We start from the raw sequence: 16,755 nt of genomic DNA on the forward strand, positions 1-16,755 counted from the left end.
CGATTCCTTTCCGCAGGCGCTCTGGCCGATTTCTCAGCAACGAGAAAAAATGTTCGCGACATCGACGCTTTACGGATTCCCGGTGTGGGCCGTGTTCCTCGGCGCGCTCGCGCCGCTCATTCTCGCCACGGAAGGTGGGTTTCGCGGCGGACGGCGCCTCAACAAGGCGCGGCGGCAGCGCGCAAAATTCGAGACCGGATCGCTTCAGGCGTCCGTCCTTGGCTTGCTCGCCTTGTTTCTCGGCTTCACCTATTCGGCGTCGATGTCCAATTTCCAGGAAAGGCGCCTGCTCGTCGTCAAGGAAGCCAACGCGATCGGCACGGCCTATTTGAGGGCGCAATTGCTGCCCAAGCCGATGGCGCAGCAGGCGAGTTTCTCGCTGCGGCGATACGCCGACCTGCGCCTTCAATGGGCGCTGGCCGACGAAGAACAGGCGTCGGCAAGCGCGAGACTTGCCGACGCGGTCCAGCAGGATCTATGGGCGCTCGCCGTTCGCCTCGCCGAGCAGGATCGGTCCGCGGTGGCTGGCCTGTTCATTGGCGCCTTGAACGCCATCATTGACGTTGGCGCCGAACGGGAGGCGTCGCATAGGAATCGCATCCCGATCCAGATGTTCGGCATGTTGTGCCTGCTCGCGGTCGTCGCGATGGCGATAACGGGGTATGGCTGCGGCATCGCCGGGGACCGGGCCTTGGCGGCGACGACCATCGTCTGCGCTCTCATCGCGGCAGTCACGGTCCTAATTCTCAACATTCATGAGCCAAGACAGGGCTTCGTTCACGAAAATCTGCAAAGCCTGATCGACGCGCGCGCCAGAATGGAGTGAGCGCGGATATTCATAAGGGCGCCGGCGCTGACACTTGCCGCGTCCGGCACCCTTGGCGGCTCACCTCCGGGCAGGCGTGAAAATCGCGCAGATCCTTCGAAAAACAGATCCGGACCTCCTGCAAAACGCCACCGGCGCAAGCAATGCCGAGCATTCCCGGCCGCAGCCGCCGATTGGCCGCGATGAAAGCGCGCTCTAGGTCGATCGGCGTCCAGACCTGATCCTGCTTGGCCGCTTGAAAGGGAGGCGGAATCGCGATGGCTTCGCGCGCCCGGCGCACGTCCGCGAAATAATCCGTCGGACTTTTGCCCGAGCAAACCCCGTGCTTGCGCCACTCATGACGGGCGAGTCCTTCGCTTGGGTAAAGTCCCTCCGCGCTCTGCAAGGCCATCCGCGAGGGAAAGCGCGCGCCTGGCTCGCAATCGGAGGGAAACCCATGCTCATATTGAGGCCAGAGCCCATGCACCACGAAGCCGAGATTGGCGCCTGCATCGCATTGGCCATGCGCCCGCGCGGCGGCTGGGGTCTTGCAAAAACCCGAAGACCAGGACAGGGCGAGGACGTAAAAGTCGAAATCGCCGGGCGCGCTGGCGCCCCGCTGCCGCGACCTCTGAATTCCTGTCGCTAGAGGGGGAGGCTCCGGACCCGGATCCTCCGCCGCGGGCGCCGATTCGGCGCATTTGTCCAAAACGCAATCTGCTTCGCGCGGGAGCGCCTGGGTCTGCGCGGCGCATAAGGGAGCGGATGCGGCAAGGAGGAACACGGCCAGCGCGAGGCTGGCCGCGCTTCTTTTCACGCCGGCGTCAAGGAACATAGCCGCCTATCCAGTCAGGGCCGCGCCATTTTGCAATTGGGCGCATAGGCGTCATTTCGATCGAGCCCACTGACGCACCATTCGACGCCGAAACCGATGCCGATGATGCCGAGATCCTGGTTGATCGAGAAGGAGACCGAACGCAATTGCGCATCGTTCATATAGGCGCGCGCAACGCAATAGCGTCGGGGAATGTAATCGAGACCGTTCGACCGGTAGCCGATTTCCGTCACCTTTTCAAAGCCCAGAATCTCGAGGCCGGTCTTCCAGAATTCGCTTTCGCGATCGTGGAAACGCGATTGAATCCGCTCGAGCGCCGCAGGATCGTCGCAGGCGGGAAGGATGCCGTCATAGGGACTGTAGCGGCGCTCCGCGGGAACCAGCGGGCGCGCCGCGGCGACGCCGACCAAGCCCCCGATCGCGACGGCAAGGGCCGCCATCCCCAGCAAACCGGAAATCCTGTGCGCCATACCGAAAAAGCCCCGCATGTTCCTAGAGCCGGATGACTTTGGACGGAATCGCAAGGCGATCTCGTCCAAAGTCTAAATCCGCTTCTTCTCAAAGAGTTAGAGCATGATGTCATCCGAAAACCGGTTTCCACTTTTCGGATGACATCATGCTCTCGCCTCGCGGCGACGATGCTTCGTCAAGATGCCGCCGTCAAGGGGCCGAGCGGAGGCGCGCCCAAGGCGCAGGCCGGCATAGCCATTGCTGCCGTCCGGGAAAGCAGCGGGCCCAATCGCAAATTCGTTTCGTTCTGCTGCATCCCTGTCTCATTTTGGAACTAACCATGCCAGCGACAGAAGCATCGATGACGCAATTTGACCGGCCTCCCGCGCGCAGCGCCTGGCCGTCTTTTTTCTCGTGGAGATATTTTGCCTCTTCGAAACACGAGGCTTGGATCAGGAGCGGCTTCGCGTTCCTCGCCGCTTCCAGCGACCTTTGCGCGATCTCCCTCGGCGCCCTCGGCGCGGACATGATCATGAGACTCTCTGCGCATGAGGCCTTGGATGGCGTCGTGCGGTTGAACCAATTCGGCGTGCTGGTCGCCGTCATCTTTCTCGCCGCAAATATGTTTCAAGGCGATTACGCGCACGAGCGCTATCTCGCCTTCAAGGTCCATTTCCGGCGATCCTGCCTGGCTTGGTTCATGACGTTTCCGGCCGCCGTCACGATTGCTTTCATGATGGAGGCGACGGCCGGCCTCCCCCGCGTTTCGGTCGGCCTTTTCTTTTGCCTCGGCCTTGGCCTTCTGTCGATCAACCGGCTGCTGTTCGCGCAATGGATCAAGGCCAGCGCCGGGCGCGGCGGCATGGCCGCAAAGAGAATTTTTCTGCTTGGGCGCGAGGAAGAGATCGAGCGATTCTACCAACTCTACGAACCGGCCGCGCTCGGCATGCGAATCGTGACGGCCTCGGTGCTGCGCGGACCGGACCATCTCGACGAAGACCTTGCCCTGGCGGCCGCCTCGGCGCGGATTTTCCGGCCGGAGGATGTCTTCATTCTGGTGCCTTGGGCGCAAAGGGAAACGGTCGACTGCTGCGTCACCGCCTTCCTGCGGATTCCGGCAGCGATTCATCTGGGGTCCGACTGCGTCCTCAACAGGTTCGCAAAGGCCCAAGTCGCGACGACCGGCCCGATTTCCAGTCTCAACCTGGCGCGGCCATTGTCGAGCGCCCATGTCCTCGCCAAGCGGGTATTCGACATTACGCTTGCCTTGATCGCTCTCGCCCTGCTCGCGCCGCTCCTGGCCGCGCTGGCCATCGCGATCAAGCTCGACAGCAAAGGGCCGGCGATCTTCCGGCAGCGGCGCTATGGGTTCAACCAGGAGCCATTCCGGATCTTCAAATTCCGCTCGATGACCACGCTCGAAGATGGCCGCAAGCTGCGCCAGGCGACCTCAAACGATGCGCGCGTCACGCGAGTTGGCCGCTTCATGCGTCGGACCAATCTCGACGAGTTGCCGCAGCTCTTCAACGTCCTCCTCGGCGACATGTCGCTGGTCGGGCCGCGCCCGCATGCGCTCGCTCATGATCAATTGTTCGAACCTTCCGTCGCGCTGTATGCCCGCCGCCACAATGTCAAGCCGGGCATTACCGGCTGGGCGCAGGCCAATGGCCTGCGCGGCGAGATCACCGAGGCGAGCCTGAAGGCGCGCATCGAGCACGACCTTTTCTACATCGACCATTCGTCGCTGTGGCTCGATCTCCAGATCATCTGGCGCACGATCATGTCGAAGAAGGCCTTCAAGAACGCCTATTGAGCGACTTGAGCGGCCGCGGCTCTGTCGAGCAGCAAGGAGAGCGACGAAAACCGATCTTCCCAACTTTCATTGTTCGCCGCACGCCATGGATCAGGCAGGGCCGTCCGCCGGTCAGCCCCGATTATAAACGTCCTCGATCCGGACGATATCGTCTTCACCGAGATAGGAGCCGGTCTGCACCTCGATCAATTCGAGGTCGATCCGTCCCGGATTGGCCATCCTGTGCACGGAGCCGATCGGCAGATAGATTGACTCATTTTCGTGAACGAGATGGATCTCGTTGTTGCGGGTGACCTCGGCCGTTCCCTTGACGACGATCCAATGCTCGGCGCGATGGAAGTGCTTTTGCAGCGACAGGCGCTCGCCCGGCTTCACGACAATGCGCTTGACCTGATAGCGCGCGCCGGAGTCGACCGATTGATAATAGCCCCAAGGCCGGAATGAGCGCTTGTGATGCAAGGCCTCCGGCCGGCTTTCGCTTTTCAGGCGATCGACCAGTTGCTTCACCTTGTCCCCATGCGCCTTGTTGAGCACCAGCACGGCGTCCTGGGTGGTGATGACGATGACATCGTCGACGCCGACGACCGTGGTCAAATGCTCGTCGGAGCGGACGTGAACATTCGATGCGTTCATGATGACGCCTTGGCCGCGAATGGAATTGCCGTGGTCGTCGCGATCCGACAATTCCCAGACCGCCGACCAGGTCCCGACATCCGACCAGCCAATGTCGGCCGGCACGACCGCAGCCTTGTCGGTGCGCTCCATGACCGCGTAATCGATCGATATTTTGGGCGCCTGGCCGAAGGCCTCGGCGTCGAGGACGATGAAATTCAGATCGCGCCGCGCCTTGGCGAGCGCCTCGGCGGCGGCCTCCGCGATGAGCGGCTCGTATTCGCGCAGTTCGGCCTGCATCACATCGGCGCGGAAGAAGAAATTGCCGGAGTTCCAGAGATAATTCTCAAGGACATATTGTTCCGCCGTGGCGGCGTCGGGCTTTTCAACGAAGCCCTCGACCTTGAACACCCCGCCATCGGGCGAAATGGCCTTGCCGGTCTTGATATAGCCATAGCCGGTAGCTGGCTCGGTCGGCTTGACGCCAAGCGTCACGATATAGCCCAGCGCCGCCGCCTCGGCCGCTTGCTTGCACAAGGCGACGAAGCCCTGCTTGTCCCGCACCACATGATCGGCCGCCAACACCGCGACGATCGTGTCGGGGCCAGATTGCGCCGCGAGTTCGGCGGCGACCGCGACCGCCGGCCCCGAATCGCGCCGCACCGGCTCGAGAACGATACGCGCTTCGCGCTTGATTTGCAGCAATTGATCGGAGACGAGGAAACGGTAATCATGGTTCGAGATGACGATCGGCGTCTCGAAAACGCTGTCGTCGAGGATCTCCATCGCCGTCTGGAACGTGGAGCGCGCGCCAACCAGCGAGATGAATTGCTTTGGCAGGCTTTCGCGCGATTCCGGCCAAACCCGCGTCCCCGAGCCGCCGCACATGATGACCGGAAGGATTTTCACCATATTTGCTTCCCCGTCTTGCTTCCCCGTCTTGCGACGCCGACCTTGGCTTTTCGCGGGCGCTGTCGCCCGATATCATCCTGAAACAGTCTTGTGACGTCAAAGAGTCGCCTTGGCCCAGTTAGAGGCGCCGCACAAATTCTTATATACAGAGGCGCGCCTCATGTCGCCATTTTCCGCAGGAGATCGCGCATCTCGAAACCTGATTTCTCCGTCGAGCGGAAATGGCAAAAAAGCGGCGTCTGGCCGGTGGCGGGCGTCGATGAAGCGGGGCGCGGCCCCCTCGCCGGGCCGGTCGCCGCCGCCGCGGTCATTCTCGATCCGCGCAATCTTCCGCGCGGACTGAACGACTCGAAGCTGTTGACTCGCGAAGCGCGGGAAATCCTCTTCGAGGATATCATGGCGCGGGCGCTCGCAGTCGGCGTCGCCTTCGCGAGCGCGGCGGAAATCGACAGCATCAACATCCGGCAGGCAACGTTCGAAGCCATGCGGCGGGCGCTTTTCGCGCTGTCGATCCCGCCCCGTTATGTTCTGATCGACGGCAATGATCCGCCGCCGCGGCTGTCCTGCCCCGGCGAGGCCATTGTCAAGGGCGATGGGGCCATTGCCTCGATCGCCGCGGCCTCCATCATCGCCAAGGTGACGCGCGACCGCCTCATGGCCCGCCTCTGCGCGCGCTTTCCCGTCTATGGGTTCAGCCAGCATGCCGGCTACGGCACTCCGGCCCATCTCGCGGCGATCGCCCAGCACGGCCCCAGTCCCTATCACCGCCTGAGCTTCAGCCCCTTCAAGGCGCGCTAGAGCCGGATGATTTTGGACGGAATCGCAACGCGATTTCGTCCAAAGTCTTAAATCCACCTCTCCTCAAAGAGTTAGAGCATGATGTCATCCGAAAACCGGTTCCCACTTTTCGGCATCATGCTCTAAGCTCAATTTACATCAAATGCGTGCGAAAATGAGACACGGCCGGACGCCAAGGCCAAACGAGGTCTTTACTGTGCGTCACGCAGACTCTGCGGCGTCAGTTGCGTTTCGGTTTTTATTCATGCGTAGCCAACGCGCCGGGGTCGCCGGCTCGAAATCTCAGATCAAGGTTCTGCGTACTGGGATTTCGCGGCCGCGCTCCGTCGCGTCCGGCGCGGCCGCGGCGGCCGACGCGCCGCCCCTGAACGAAATCCTCGTCGGCGACTGCCTCGAGGCGATGGCGCGCCTTCCGGCCTCCTCGGTCGATCTCGTCTTCGCCGATCCGCCCTATAATCTGCAGCTCGAATCGGTTCTCTCGCGGCCGGATCAAAGCGTCGTCGACGCCGTCGACGATGATTGGGACAAATTCGCCAGCTTTTCCGATTATGACAGCTTTACCCGAGCCTGGCTGAAAGCGGCGCGGCGGCTGATGAAGCCGGACGCGACGATTTTTGTGATTGGCTCCTATCATAATATTTTCCGGGTCGGCGCGATCCTGCAGGATCAGGACTTTTGGATCCTGAACGATATTGTCTGGCGCAAGGCCAATCCCATGCCGAATTTTCGCGGCCGGCGCTTCACCAATGCGCATGAGACGCTGATCTGGGCGGCCAAGGACGCGGGCGCAAAAAACTATCGGTTCAACTATGAATTGCTGAAGGCGGGCAATGAGGATTGCCAAGTCCGCTCCGATTGGCTGTTTCCGATCTGCACCGGCGCCGAGCGCCTCAAGGACGGCTCGGGCCATAAGACTCATCCGACGCAAAAGCCCGAGGCCCTGCTCGCCCGCATCCTGCTCGCCGCCTCGAACCCTGGCGATGTCGTGTTCGACCCCTTTTTCGGCTCGGGCACGACAGGCGCCGTCGCCAAGCGATTGGGCCGCTCCTTCATCGGCGTCGAGCGCGACGAGACTTATGCCGCCGCGGCAAGGGCCAGGATTAGAGGCGTGGAGCGGCTTCCCTATGAGGCCATCGCGGCGGTCCCGAGCAAAAGGTCGGAGCCTAGGGTCGCCTTCGCCGCGATCGTCGAGGCCGGACTGATTCAGCCCGGCGAAATCCTGGTCGACGAAAAAAAACGTCACGCCGCGACGGTGCGGGCCGATGGGACAATCTCGATCGGCGCCATTGCCGGCTCGATTCACAAGATCGGCGCGCTGGCGCAAGGCTTGCCTGCCTGCAATGGCTGGACCTTCTGGCATTGCCAGCGCGAGGGCCGGCTCCAGCCGATCGACGTCCTGCGCGCCTCGGCCCGCGCGAGCCTGCGCCAAGCGGCGGAATAGCTCATTTCTGAAAATCACGCGCATCGGCGTCCGACGTTTCCGCCGCCCGCCCTGATGTCGTGGGACAGCTTGACACGCCACGATGACCAGAAAGCCGAGACCGAGGCTCGCTCGGTCGCCCAGAGCGGCAAAAGCGGGAGGATAGGCGATATCGCCGCTTTGCGTGGGCAGACCGTCGGCCCGCAAGGCCACAACCATGAGGTTTGGTCCGGCGTAAGGGGAGGCAAAGGCAGCGGCTTTGCTGGGGTCGAAGCCGAACCGCCGGTAATAGGCGGGATCGCCAAGAACGAAGACGCCTTCCCATCCCTCCTGCCTAGCGCGAGACAGACCTTCCTCGATCATGCGGGTTCCGACGCCGCTGCGTTGATGCCGCGGCAATACCGCGATTGGCGCAAGCCCAAGCGCGCGAAAAGGCGCATTCATCCTCGAAAACATGATGTGGCCGACAAGCTCATCGCCTCTGACGGCGACAAGCGAATATGCCGAGTCGCCGTCAGCGCGCAGCCGTTCGACCAGGTCCGCCTCAGCGGACGTCGAGAAGGCGACCGCTTCGATCGCTTTGATTACAGCGACATCAGACGGCATTTCGGCGCGAACGATCACTTGCCTCCCCCCCCGAACGACCGGCTCCGTCCAAACCGCTTGCTTGACAATGCTCCAGACATTATATAATTTTTTCTATAGACTAAATGTATAATTGCGATCCGAAACCATCATGCCCGGAAAGAGTTTCCGGTTCTTTGGGAGGAAACATCGATGATGACTCGTCGAATCGCCGCCTTGGCTCTTAGCCTTGCTCTTGCGGCCTATTTCGCGCCCAATGTGTCTTTCGCCGCGGAAGACCACATAGCCGAGGCGATCACGCACACCAAGGAAGCCATTGATCATGGCAAGCAAGGCCATGCCAATATACTCGCGGACCATGCGCAAATCGCGCTGAAGCATGCCGAAGCCGGGGAAAAGGAAAAAGCCAATCCTCACACGGCGGCCGCGATCAAGGATTTGAATGGAGCGATCGAACATGGCAAGGCCGGCCATGCCGATGTCGCGACCAAATCCGCAGAATCGGCTCTGACGCACCTGAACCAGGCGAAATAGCGCTGCAATATCGCGTTGGGCCATGAACTTCTTCGATGGGCGGGAAGAAATTCCCGCCCATTTGCTTGGGTGAAGATGGCGCTGTCGCTTATCTATGCCCATGCCTGTGATGCAGATCAGGATAGTGCGGGTGCGAATGTCGCAGCGGCTCATGGCGATGCCAATGGGAATGCGGCTCGGTCAGAGGCCCGTCATGCGCATGCTGATGATGCGCGTCATGGACATGGCTGTGATCATGTTCGAGCCCACCGTGGTCATGTTCGTGCTTGTGCCGCTCGGCGAGATGCAGCCAAAGCCCGAACCCCATCAGGGCCCCAGCGGCAAGCAATTTTCCGCTCAGCGGATCGCCAAGCAGCGCTATCGCGATGAGCGCCCCAATGAAGGGCGCCAGCGAGAAATAGGCTCCAGTCCGGGCGGCGCCGAGATGGCGAAGGGCTAGCACGAAGCAGACAAGACTGACGCCAATGCCCAGAAATCCGACGAGGGCGGCGCCAGCCAGCGTCCAGGGCGAGGGCCAGGCGGCGCCCTGCCAAAGCGCAAGCCCGGCATTGGCCGCTCCCGCCACGAGCCCCTTGATCATCGCGATCTGCACCGGATCGCCGGCGGAGAGCTTGCGGGTAAGGTTGTTGTCGACGCCCCAGGCGAGGCATGCGCCCGCGATCAAGGCGGCGCCGCTGTTGAAGGCGATGGCCTGCCCGCTCCAGGACAGGACGGCCGCGCCGGCGAGGATGGAGAAGGCGCCGAGCAAAAGACGCCGGTCGACATTTTCCCGGAAGGCGAGCCAGGCGATGGCCATGGTGGCGAGCGATTCGAGATTGAGCAGCAGCGCCCCCGACGCAGCGTCCGTGCGGGAAAGGCCAAGCATCAGCAAAAGTGGGCCAATGACGCCGCCAAAGAGGATGACCGCGCCAAGCCAAGGCAGATCGCCGCGCCGCAGGGGCGCCTCTTCCGCCGGGACGCCTAGCGCGGCGCGCCCGAAATGAACGCCTGCGAGACCGGCGCCCGCCCCGAAGTAGAGCACGCCCGCGAGCAATTGCGGATCAAGCGAAACAAGCAGAAGCTTCGACAAAGGCGTCGAGGCGCCAAACAGCGCCGCCGAGCCCAAAGCCAGGGGAACGCCGGGCCAGAGATGCGCGTGCTTGCTTTGGGTCATGGCAAAGCCTTTGGGCGCGATCGCTTCAAATCAATATGCGCGCGCCCGTCGCTTGTCCTGGCGCGTGATTGTAAAATCATGCGCTAATCGAACTCCACAGCGAGACCGAGCCGTTCGAACTCCGCTTCGATCGCTTGGACGATCCGCTGCAATTCCTCCACCTCGATCTCAACATCCTCATGTGGGGAATCCCAACAAAGGATCGAATCCAGGTCGACAATGAAGTCGGCTGGGTCATCCTCGCCGGGGAGGCTCGGCGCCGGCGAAATCGTCAAGACCCTCTCGGCCGAGCGAACGCGGATCGACCCTTCGGTCAGGGTGATCTGAAATTCCGCTCCGCGTCGCTTGGCCATGCCTCAGCCTATCTTCAAGTGGGTTTGGCGGGTCCGCCGCTGCGGCGCGCCGCTTCTACCACTTTGCGCATAACGCTTGGCAAAGCCTCGTCGGCGAGATCGCGCGCCGCGGCCCAGCGGCAACCGGCAGGCGCCTCCTGTCCCTGCCCGACTTCGGCGACATAAATTTCGAGCCGCAGGGCGAAATGGGTGAAAACATGCTCGACCTCGGCGCCGAGCTTTCGATAGGGCGCCTCGATCGGCGCCTGCATCGCCGCGCGCTCCGGGTCGAACTCGGCTTCCCACGCGGTTCCGGGGATTTCCACCATGCCGCCGAGCAGGCCTTTAGGCGCCCGCGTGCGCACGAGGACCGCGCCATCCTCGCGGCGCACATAAAACGCGGCGCCCCGCCGCAGCGGCTTTGGCGGCTTCTTCCGCTTTCGCGGAAAATCCTCCGGGCTTCCCGCGGCCCGGCTCTCACAGCCGGTCAGCAGAGGGCAAATAGCGCAGGCCGGTTGCCTCGGCGTGCAAATCGTCGCCCCCAGATCCATCATCGCTTGCGCAAAATCGCCCGGCCGCTCGCTTGGCGTCAATTCGCCGGCTCTTTCCCGGATCGCAGGCTTGGCCGCAGGCAAAGGCTCCGCAATGGCGAAGAACCGAGCGATGACGCGCTCGACATTGCCGTCAACGACGACCGCCCGCCGACCGAAAGCGATCGCGGCTATGGCCGCCGCAGTGTAGGGACCGATGCCCGGCAGGGCGAGCAGTCCCGCCTCGCTGTCGGGAAATGCGCCGTTCAGGTCGGCCGCGATCATTTTGGCGCAGGCGTGAAGATTGCGGGCGCGGGAATAATAGCCGAGCCCGGCCCATTGCCGCATCACCTCGTCGACAGGGGCGTCGGCCAACAGGCCGACCGTGGGCCAGCGCGCAAGGAAGCCGGTGAAATAGGGTTTGACCGCCGCAACAGTCGTCTGTTGCAACATGATTTCAGAAAGCCAAACCACATAAGGGTCCGCCGGCCGGCCCGGCAAGGCGCGCCAAGGCAGAACGCGGCGATGCCGGTCGTACCAATCGAGCACGGCAGTAGAGGCGCGACGTTGCGCGATCAACGGGGCCTGGAGCGCGTCATACATGCGCCTTGTTTAGCGGCTTTCCTGGCGCTGGCATAGTCATGCAAGCAAAGCTCGGGGATTGATCGCGCCATATGGTTATGGCTGCAGATTAATGCTTGGACCATTTCTTTGAGCAATTCTTTGAACAATACTTGGCTCCATTCGCCTGATGGCCCTTTAGAGTTTGCCGCCGCAGTCACGGGGGGACCAATTGATGAATGGGACAGCCAAGCCAATTCCCGAGGGGCGTGAGGGGGCGATACCTTATCTCAGCATAAGCAATGCGAGCGAAGCAATTGCCTTCTACAAGAAAGCCTTCGGCGCGATCGAAACGCTCTGCATTGGACACGAGGGCAAGATCGGCCATGCCGAACTCGCCATCGGCGAGGCCAGGATCATGCTCTCGGACGAGTTTCCTGATCACGACGCCTTAAGCCCGCAAACGATTGGCGGAACGCCGATCATGATCCATCTCTATGTCGAGGACGTCGACGCCTTCACCAATCAAGCGGTCGGCCAAGGCCTCAAAATCCTGCGGCCGGTCGAGGACCAGTTCTATGGCGATCGCGGCGGCAAATTCGAAGATCCCTTCGGGCATCGCTGGTGGATCGCCACCCACAAGGAGGATCTCTCGCCGGAGGAAATGCGCAAACGCGCCGCCGCGCTCCACGATGGCGCCGCTTGAAGCAGCGCGGCACCGGAGGGGCGGCTTTTCCAAGAGCGGACTGACAAAAACCTGGCGAATTAGAGATCAATCCGCCTGGCCATTGGCGCTTGAGGGAAAATGCAAGGTATAAGGGCCGATGCGAAGATTTCCCTCTCATAAAGGGTCCTGGTCGCGCCCGCTCGCCGACCTCGTTGGAGCCGCGATCAATCCGGTTCTGGCGCGGCAAGGCTTTGGCCAATCCGACCTCATTTTGTTTTGGGATGACATTGTCGGGCAGAAGCTGGCGGCAATGTCGCGGCCAATCAAGCTGCAATGGCCGGTGCGCGAGCGCGCCCTTGCTGCGGAGGAACGGCGCGCTTCGACGCAAGCGCCGGCTGCCGCAACGCTGGTTGTAAGGGTCGAAACCGGGTTCGCGCTCGAAATGCAGCATCTCTCCGGCGTCATCATCGAGCGCGTCAATGCCCACCTCGGATGGCGCTGCGTCGCCCGCCTCACCCTCAAGCAAGGCCCGGTGGACGCGCGGGCCATCGCCAAGCCAGCGCATGTTCCGCTCGAGCCCGCCGCCATTGAGGCGGCGGCGACGCTGGTCGGCGGCATCTCCGACGATTCCTTGCGATTGGCCCTGACCCGGCTCGGCGCGCGCGTGGTCAGTTGCCGGCAAAATGGTGCGCAAGGTGGAAAAGACCGCGACAATCCTTGATCATTTTTCTTACATCGCCAATATGGCCCGCGTTCAAGCTCAGCGATCGGGCCAAACTTCCCCGGATGGATCGAAACTCATGCGTTCGCCCAATAAATCCCTGGCGGCCTTCAAGAGCCGCCGTGAATTTTTCGAAACCACCGTTGCCGCGGGACTGACGCTCGCGGGAATAGCCGGCGTGATCGACGACCTGCGGGAGCCGGCTCTCGCCCAAGGCGCAAGCATACCGCTCGATCAGCTGCTGGCCGGCGAAGCTTTGCCCGATGTCGTTATCGGCAAGGGCGATGCGCCGATCGTCATCGTCGAATACGCCTCGATGACCTGCTCGCATTGCGCGGCTTTTCACACCGCGACCTATCCGGAGCTGAAACGGAAATATATCGATGCCGGCAAAGTCCGTTTCATCCTTCGCGAATTTCCGCTTGATCCTCTCGCGACGGCCGGCTTCATGCTGGCGCGCTGCGCCGGAGACGACAAGCGGACCGCGATGGTCGATCTTCTCTTCGCGCAGCAGAAAAACTGGGCCTTTACCGAAAAGCCGCTCGAATCCCTGGCCAATCTCGTCAAGCAGGCTGGCGTGAACCATGAGCGCTTCGAAACCTGCCTCAAGGATCAGGAGCTTTACGACAAAATCAACAAAGTGCGCGATCACGCGGCGGAGAAATTCGGCGTGAAAGCAACGCCCACCTTTTTCATCAATGGCAAAAAAGAAAGCGGCGAGATGACGCCCGAAGCCCTTGATAAATTGCTCGAACCGCTGCTCAAGGGCTAAGGTGCCGCCCACTTGCGGCGGATGATGCCTGATTCTGGAGCGAAGCGATTTGCGGCAAGGCTAACGCCAAAAGGGACATTCGCTCTAGCCGAATGTCCCTTTGCTCTGTCCACGACCGATAGAAAAGCCGGCCCAGCACAAACCGAGCCGCCTGACGTCAAAACATGTCGAGCGAAACGCGCGCCTCGTCGGACATCCGACCTTGATCCCATGGCGGCTCGAAAACAATCGTGACAATGACGCCCAAGGTTCCCGGAACGGTGCCGACCGCCGTTTCGATCGACCGAGTGATTTCGCCGGCGACCGGACAACCTGGCGCGGTCAAGGTCATCTCGATCTTGATCAGACGATGTTCGTCGATGTCCACCTTGTAGATCAGGCCGAGCTCATAGACGTCGCAAGGAATCTCGGGATCGAACACCGTTTTCAGGGCGGCGACCACGTCATTCGTGTAGCGAACCCGTTCATGTTGCAAAACCCCGCTGTCAAAGATCCACTGCGGCTCGTTTGGCAGAATTTCCTGGGCTTCGACGGTCTGTGACTCGGCCATGACAGGCTCCTCATTCTTCAAGCAAATAGGCTCTCGGCCTTGATCAAGGCTTCGGCGAGTTTGTCGACTTCCTCGAACGTATTATACACGGCAAAGGATGCGCGACAGGTCGACGTCACGCCAAAACGGGCCAGAAGCGGCTGGGCGCAATGCGTGCCGGCGCGGACTGCGACGCCCGACCGGTCGATGATCGTCGCGACGTCATGCGCATGGGCGTTCTTCATTTCAAAGGCGACAATCGCGCCTTTGCCCTTGGCGCGGCCAAAGATGCGCAGCGAATTGATCCGCGACAACCGTTCGTGCGCATAGTCGCTCAAGGCCGATTCATGCGCGTGGATGCGGGCCCGGCCGATCTTCTGCATATAATCGACGGCGGCGCCGAGCCCAATCGCCTGCACGATTGGCGGCGTTCCGGCCTCGAAACGATGCGGCGGCTCGTTATAGGTGACTTTGTCCCTGGTGACTTCGTTGATCATCTCGCCGCCGCCAAGGAAGGGCGGTAGTTTCTCAAGCCATTCCTTTTTGCCGTAAAGCGCGCCGATGCCGGTGGGTCCATAGAGCTTATGGCCGGTGACGACATAGAAATCAGCGTCGAGGTCGCGCACGTCGACCTCGAGATGCACCGCGCCTTGCGAACCGTCGATCAGCACAGCGATGCCGCGTTCATGCGCGATCCTGATGATCTCCTTCACCGGCGTGACCGTGCCGAGCATGTTCGACATATGGGTGATGGCGACGATTTTGGTCTTCGGCGTCAGAGCCTTTTCGAATTCCTCGATGGAGAAATTTCCTTCATCGTCGACGTCGACCCATTTCAGCACCGCGCCCTTGCGCTCGCGCAGGAAATGCCACGGAACGATATTGGCGTGGTGCTCCATGATCGAAAGGACGATCTCATCGCCTTCCTTGATAAAGGCTTGTCCGAAGGAGGCTGCGACCAGATTAATCGCCTCGGTGGCGGATTTGGTGAAGATGATCTCATTGACCGATTCGGCGTTGAGAAAGGAGCGAACGCTCTCGCGCGCCGCCTCGAACGCATCGGTCGCGGCATTCGCCAGAAAATGCAGCCCGCGATGGACGTTCGCATATTCGAAATAGGAGGCGTGGACCATGCGGTCGACGACCTCCTTCGGCTTTTGCGCCGAAGCGGCATTGTCGAGATAGACAAGCGGCTTGCCGTAGACCTGCATGGAAAGGATCGGAAAATCCTCACGGATACGGGCGACGTCCAAAGGCGCTTCCGCGATGATGTGCTTGTTCATGCCCTACTCCTACCCGGCGCCCTGCGCCAAGCCTCCGCTCCCAACGATCCGCCGCCTCAACTCGGCCAAGGGCCGCGCTTCAGGGACGGCGCCTTCAAGCCTCCACGCGCGCGGGGACGCGTGCGGAAAGCCAGGCGCTGACCTCGGAACGAAACGCTTCGATCAATCCTTCATGCCCGATTTCATCGACCAATTCCGCCGCGAAAGCCTCCAGAAGCAGCGCCTCGGCTTCCGCGAAAGGCAAGCCCCGCGCTTGAAGGTAGAATAATTGATCTACATTCAAGCCGCCGCAGGTCGCGCCATGGCCGCAAGCAACATCGTCGGCGAAGATTTCAAGCTCCGGCTTGTTGTTCATCGCCACCGTATCGGACAGCAGCAAAGCCTTGCTCAGCATCCGGCCATCGGTCTTTTGCGCGAGCGGCGCGACATGGATCTTGCCCTGGAAGACGCCGGTCGCCTCTTCATCGAGAATATATTTGAAGATCTCGCGGCCGGTGCAGCCAGGCGCGGCATGCTCGACGAACAGGGTCGTATCGGCATGTTCGCGGCCGCGCAGCAGCGACACGCCGCGCAGCGAACCCTCCGAATCGGCGCCCTCGAAGCGCAGGAATATCTGCCGCCGCACGAGACCGGCCCCGGCGATCAGCGCGAAACTGTCGAATTTCACCTTGGCGCCCAAATGGGCGATGAAGGTCTCGAGGCGCACGCTTCCCGGAAGCGTCTGCGTCACCATCGCGCTATGGTCCACCTTTGCTTCGTCGCCGACCGAGAAAATCAGGCAGCCATAGGTTTGTCCGACGCGGGCGCCCGCGCCATGGCTCGACTCGGCGAGGCGGATCGAGGCGCCAGCCCCAACCACCACCAGCGAGCGGGAGAACCGCGCCGCCGGCGTCGATGAGGCCGTCGCATAGATAAGGTTGATCGGCTCGACGACGGAGATCCCCGGGGCGACTTCGATGACGACGCCATCCTGCATCAAGGCGGCGTTCAGGGAAACGATCGGATCTTGCGCGCCAAGGCCTTGCCCGGAGAGCAGCGCGATGAGATCGGCCCGGCCTTCGGTCAGCACGTCTGCGAGCGAGCGGACCGTGACGCCGGCCGGCAAAGCATCGGATAATTGCGGCGCGAAAACGCCATCGACCAGGACCAGGCGTTGGCTGGGAGCGCCGGGCGCGGCGAACTCCTTGCCGAGCGCCTCGATCGCCGCGGCGGTGGGAGCGGCGACGATCGGCAAGGCGTCCCGCATCAGGGCCCGCAGATCGGTGTAATGCCAAGCCTCGACGCGACGATGCGGGAGGCCAGCTTCATGAAACACCGCGAAGGAATCTTCGCGCAATTTGATCACATCGGCGCCGCCGGGCAAGGTCGACTTGGCCGCGCCGAAGGCTTCCGCAAGGGCGGTTTCAGCTGACGTTCGCGTGGGGATGATTTGAGCGCTCATGT

17 protein-coding genes and 1 pseudogene are annotated in these 16,755 nt (G+C 61.9%); 8 read left to right on the plus strand and 10 right to left on the minus strand.

Features of this window, described 5'->3' with window-relative positions; all coding sequences use genetic code 11:
• The first annotated feature begins 49 nt into the window (after positions 1–49).
• Positions 50–826, plus strand: a complete 777-nt coding sequence (locus DL86_RS04260; RefSeq protein WP_036258454.1) for a bestrophin-like domain — start codon at positions 50–52, stop codon at positions 824–826.
• A gap of 10 nt (positions 827–836) precedes the next feature.
• Here the strand turns inward: DL86_RS04260 and DL86_RS04265 are convergent, their stop codons facing one another.
• Both DL86_RS04265 and DL86_RS04270 read right to left on the minus strand, forming a co-directional pair.
• Complete coding sequence (locus DL86_RS04265; protein ID WP_084572687.1) at positions 837–1,640, minus strand: ribonuclease T2 family protein; 804 nt, start codon at positions 1,638–1,640, stop codon at positions 837–839.
• Positions 1,641–1,654: 14 nt separating this feature from the next.
• Complete coding sequence (locus tag DL86_RS04270; protein ID WP_051952665.1) at positions 1,655–2,110, minus strand: hypothetical protein; 456 nt, start codon at positions 2,108–2,110, stop codon at positions 1,655–1,657.
• A 341-nt stretch (positions 2,111–2,451) separates the two neighbouring features.
• Here DL86_RS04270 and DL86_RS04275 point away from each other — a divergent pair, with 341 nt between their 5' ends.
• On the plus strand, positions 2,452–3,903 hold the full coding sequence (locus DL86_RS04275; RefSeq protein ID WP_280948981.1) for an exopolysaccharide biosynthesis polyprenyl glycosylphosphotransferase: 1,452 nt from the start codon (positions 2,452–2,454) through the stop codon (positions 3,901–3,903).
• Positions 3,904–4,014: 111 nt separating this feature from the next.
• Here the strand turns inward: DL86_RS04275 and DL86_RS04280 are convergent, their stop codons facing one another.
• Positions 4,015–5,427, minus strand: a complete 1,413-nt coding sequence (locus DL86_RS04280; protein ID WP_036258457.1) for a mannose-1-phosphate guanylyltransferase/mannose-6-phosphate isomerase — start codon at positions 5,425–5,427, stop codon at positions 4,015–4,017.
• A gap of 246 nt (positions 5,428–5,673) precedes the next feature.
• On the opposite strand from DL86_RS04280, the gene DL86_RS04285 reads away from it, so the two are divergent.
• Both DL86_RS04285 and DL86_RS04290 read left to right on the plus strand, forming a co-directional pair.
• On the plus strand, positions 5,674–6,225 hold the full coding sequence (locus DL86_RS04285) for a ribonuclease HII (RefSeq protein WP_342585847.1): 552 nt from the start codon (positions 5,674–5,676) through the stop codon (positions 6,223–6,225).
• Positions 6,226–6,469: 244 nt separating this feature from the next.
• Positions 6,470–7,666: a site-specific DNA-methyltransferase gene (locus DL86_RS04290; protein WP_036258459.1), complete on the plus strand. Its 1,197-nt coding sequence runs from the start codon at positions 6,470–6,472 to the stop codon at positions 7,664–7,666.
• A gap of 303 nt (positions 7,667–7,969) precedes the next feature.
• Here DL86_RS04290 and DL86_RS19110 read toward each other — a convergent pair.
• A pseudogene (locus DL86_RS19110) lies at positions 7,970–8,251 on the minus strand (GNAT family N-acetyltransferase); the annotation flags it as partial.
• 171 nt (positions 8,252–8,422) lie between these two features.
• On the opposite strand from DL86_RS19110, the gene smbP reads away from it, so the two are divergent.
• The gene (gene smbP / locus DL86_RS04300) at positions 8,423–8,764 is read left to right on the plus strand and encodes a small metal-binding protein SmbP (RefSeq protein ID WP_036258462.1); all 342 of its coding nucleotides are present in this window, start codon (positions 8,423–8,425) and stop codon (positions 8,762–8,764) included.
• 88 nt (positions 8,765–8,852) lie between these two features.
• Here smbP and DL86_RS04305 read toward each other — a convergent pair whose 3' ends face one another.
• From DL86_RS04305 to mutY, 3 genes are all read right to left on the minus strand, one after another.
• A complete protein-coding gene (locus DL86_RS04305; RefSeq protein ID WP_036258463.1) occupies positions 8,853–9,917 on the minus strand; it encodes a DMT family transporter in 1,065 nt (354 codons plus the stop codon).
• Positions 9,918–10,000: 83 nt separating this feature from the next.
• The gene (locus tag DL86_RS04310) at positions 10,001–10,270 is read right to left on the minus strand and encodes an Imm74 family immunity protein (protein WP_036258465.1); all 270 of its coding nucleotides are present in this window, start codon (positions 10,268–10,270) and stop codon (positions 10,001–10,003) included.
• A gap of 14 nt (positions 10,271–10,284) precedes the next feature.
• On the minus strand, positions 10,285–11,382 hold the full coding sequence (gene mutY, locus DL86_RS04315; RefSeq protein WP_036258466.1) for an A/G-specific adenine glycosylase: 1,098 nt from the start codon (positions 11,380–11,382) through the stop codon (positions 10,285–10,287).
• A 193-nt stretch (positions 11,383–11,575) separates the two neighbouring features.
• On the opposite strand from mutY, the gene DL86_RS04320 reads away from it, so the two are divergent.
• The 3 genes from DL86_RS04320 to DL86_RS04330 all read left to right on the plus strand — a co-directional run bounded on the left by DL86_RS04320 (position 11,576) and on the right by DL86_RS04330 (position 13,500).
• Entirely contained in the window at positions 11,576–12,046 is a 471-nt protein-coding gene (locus DL86_RS04320) for a VOC family protein (RefSeq protein WP_036258468.1), read from the plus strand.
• Between the two features lie 118 nt (positions 12,047–12,164).
• Entirely contained in the window at positions 12,165–12,728 is a 564-nt protein-coding gene (locus tag DL86_RS04325) for a DUF721 domain-containing protein (RefSeq protein WP_036258469.1), read from the plus strand.
• Between the two features lie 79 nt (positions 12,729–12,807).
• Complete coding sequence (locus DL86_RS04330) at positions 12,808–13,500, plus strand: DsbA family protein (protein WP_036258687.1); 693 nt, start codon at positions 12,808–12,810, stop codon at positions 13,498–13,500.
• 157 nt (positions 13,501–13,657) lie between these two features.
• Here the strand turns inward: DL86_RS04330 and DL86_RS04335 are convergent, their stop codons facing one another.
• The 3 genes from DL86_RS04335 to DL86_RS04345 form a co-directional block, all read right to left on the minus strand.
• Entirely contained in the window at positions 13,658–14,050 is a 393-nt protein-coding gene (locus tag DL86_RS04335) for a DUF59 domain-containing protein (protein WP_084572697.1), read from the minus strand.
• Between the two features lie 17 nt (positions 14,051–14,067).
• Positions 14,068–15,312, minus strand: coding sequence for a cysteine desulfurase (locus DL86_RS04340; RefSeq protein WP_036258472.1), 1,245 nt, complete (start codon positions 15,310–15,312; stop codon positions 14,068–14,070).
• A gap of 94 nt (positions 15,313–15,406) precedes the next feature.
• Positions 15,407–16,753, minus strand: a complete 1,347-nt coding sequence (locus DL86_RS04345) for a SufB/SufD family protein (RefSeq protein ID WP_036258474.1) — start codon at positions 16,751–16,753, stop codon at positions 15,407–15,409.
• Positions 16,754–16,755 lie beyond the last annotated feature (2 nt).

The organism is Methylocapsa aurea (assembly GCF_000746085.1).
In the GTDB taxonomy this organism is placed as follows: domain Bacteria; phylum Pseudomonadota; class Alphaproteobacteria; order Rhizobiales; family Beijerinckiaceae; genus Methylocapsa; species Methylocapsa aurea.

Excerpts from the sequence above, each read along its gene's own strand:
- DL86_RS04260 (WP_036258454.1), top strand. The coding sequence starts at position 50 with ATGTTCGCGACATCGACGCTTTACGGATTCCCGGTGTGGGCCGTGTTC.
- DL86_RS04265 (WP_084572687.1), bottom strand. The coding sequence starts at position 1,640 with ATGTTCCTTGACGCCGGCGTGAAAAGAAGCGCGGCCAGCCTCGCGCTG.
- DL86_RS04270 (WP_051952665.1), bottom strand. The coding sequence starts at position 2,110 with ATGGCGCACAGGATTTCCGGTTTGCTGGGGATGGCGGCCCTTGCCGTC.
- DL86_RS04275 (WP_280948981.1), top strand. The coding sequence starts at position 2,452 with ATGACGCAATTTGACCGGCCTCCCGCGCGCAGCGCCTGGCCGTCTTTT.
- DL86_RS04280 (WP_036258457.1), bottom strand. The coding sequence starts at position 5,427 with ATGGTGAAAATCCTTCCGGTCATCATGTGCGGCGGCTCGGGGACGCGG.
- DL86_RS04290 (WP_036258459.1), top strand. The coding sequence starts at position 6,470 with ATGCGTAGCCAACGCGCCGGGGTCGCCGGCTCGAAATCTCAGATCAAG.
- smbP (WP_036258462.1), top strand. The coding sequence starts at position 8,423 with ATGATGACTCGTCGAATCGCCGCCTTGGCTCTTAGCCTTGCTCTTGCG.
- DL86_RS04305 (WP_036258463.1), bottom strand. The coding sequence starts at position 9,917 with ATGACCCAAAGCAAGCACGCGCATCTCTGGCCCGGCGTTCCCCTGGCT.
- DL86_RS04310 (WP_036258465.1), bottom strand. The coding sequence starts at position 10,270 with ATGGCCAAGCGACGCGGAGCGGAATTTCAGATCACCCTGACCGAAGGG.
- mutY (WP_036258466.1), bottom strand. The coding sequence starts at position 11,382 with ATGTATGACGCGCTCCAGGCCCCGTTGATCGCGCAACGTCGCGCCTCT.
- DL86_RS04320 (WP_036258468.1), top strand. The coding sequence starts at position 11,576 with ATGAATGGGACAGCCAAGCCAATTCCCGAGGGGCGTGAGGGGGCGATA.
- DL86_RS04325 (WP_036258469.1), top strand. The coding sequence starts at position 12,165 with ATGCGAAGATTTCCCTCTCATAAAGGGTCCTGGTCGCGCCCGCTCGCC.
- DL86_RS04330 (WP_036258687.1), top strand. The coding sequence starts at position 12,808 with ATGCGTTCGCCCAATAAATCCCTGGCGGCCTTCAAGAGCCGCCGTGAA.
- DL86_RS04335 (WP_084572697.1), bottom strand. The coding sequence starts at position 14,050 with ATGGCCGAGTCACAGACCGTCGAAGCCCAGGAAATTCTGCCAAACGAG.
- DL86_RS04340 (WP_036258472.1), bottom strand. The coding sequence starts at position 15,312 with ATGAACAAGCACATCATCGCGGAAGCGCCTTTGGACGTCGCCCGTATC.
- DL86_RS04345 (WP_036258474.1), bottom strand. The coding sequence starts at position 16,753 with ATGAGCGCTCAAATCATCCCCACGCGAACGTCAGCTGAAACCGCCCTT.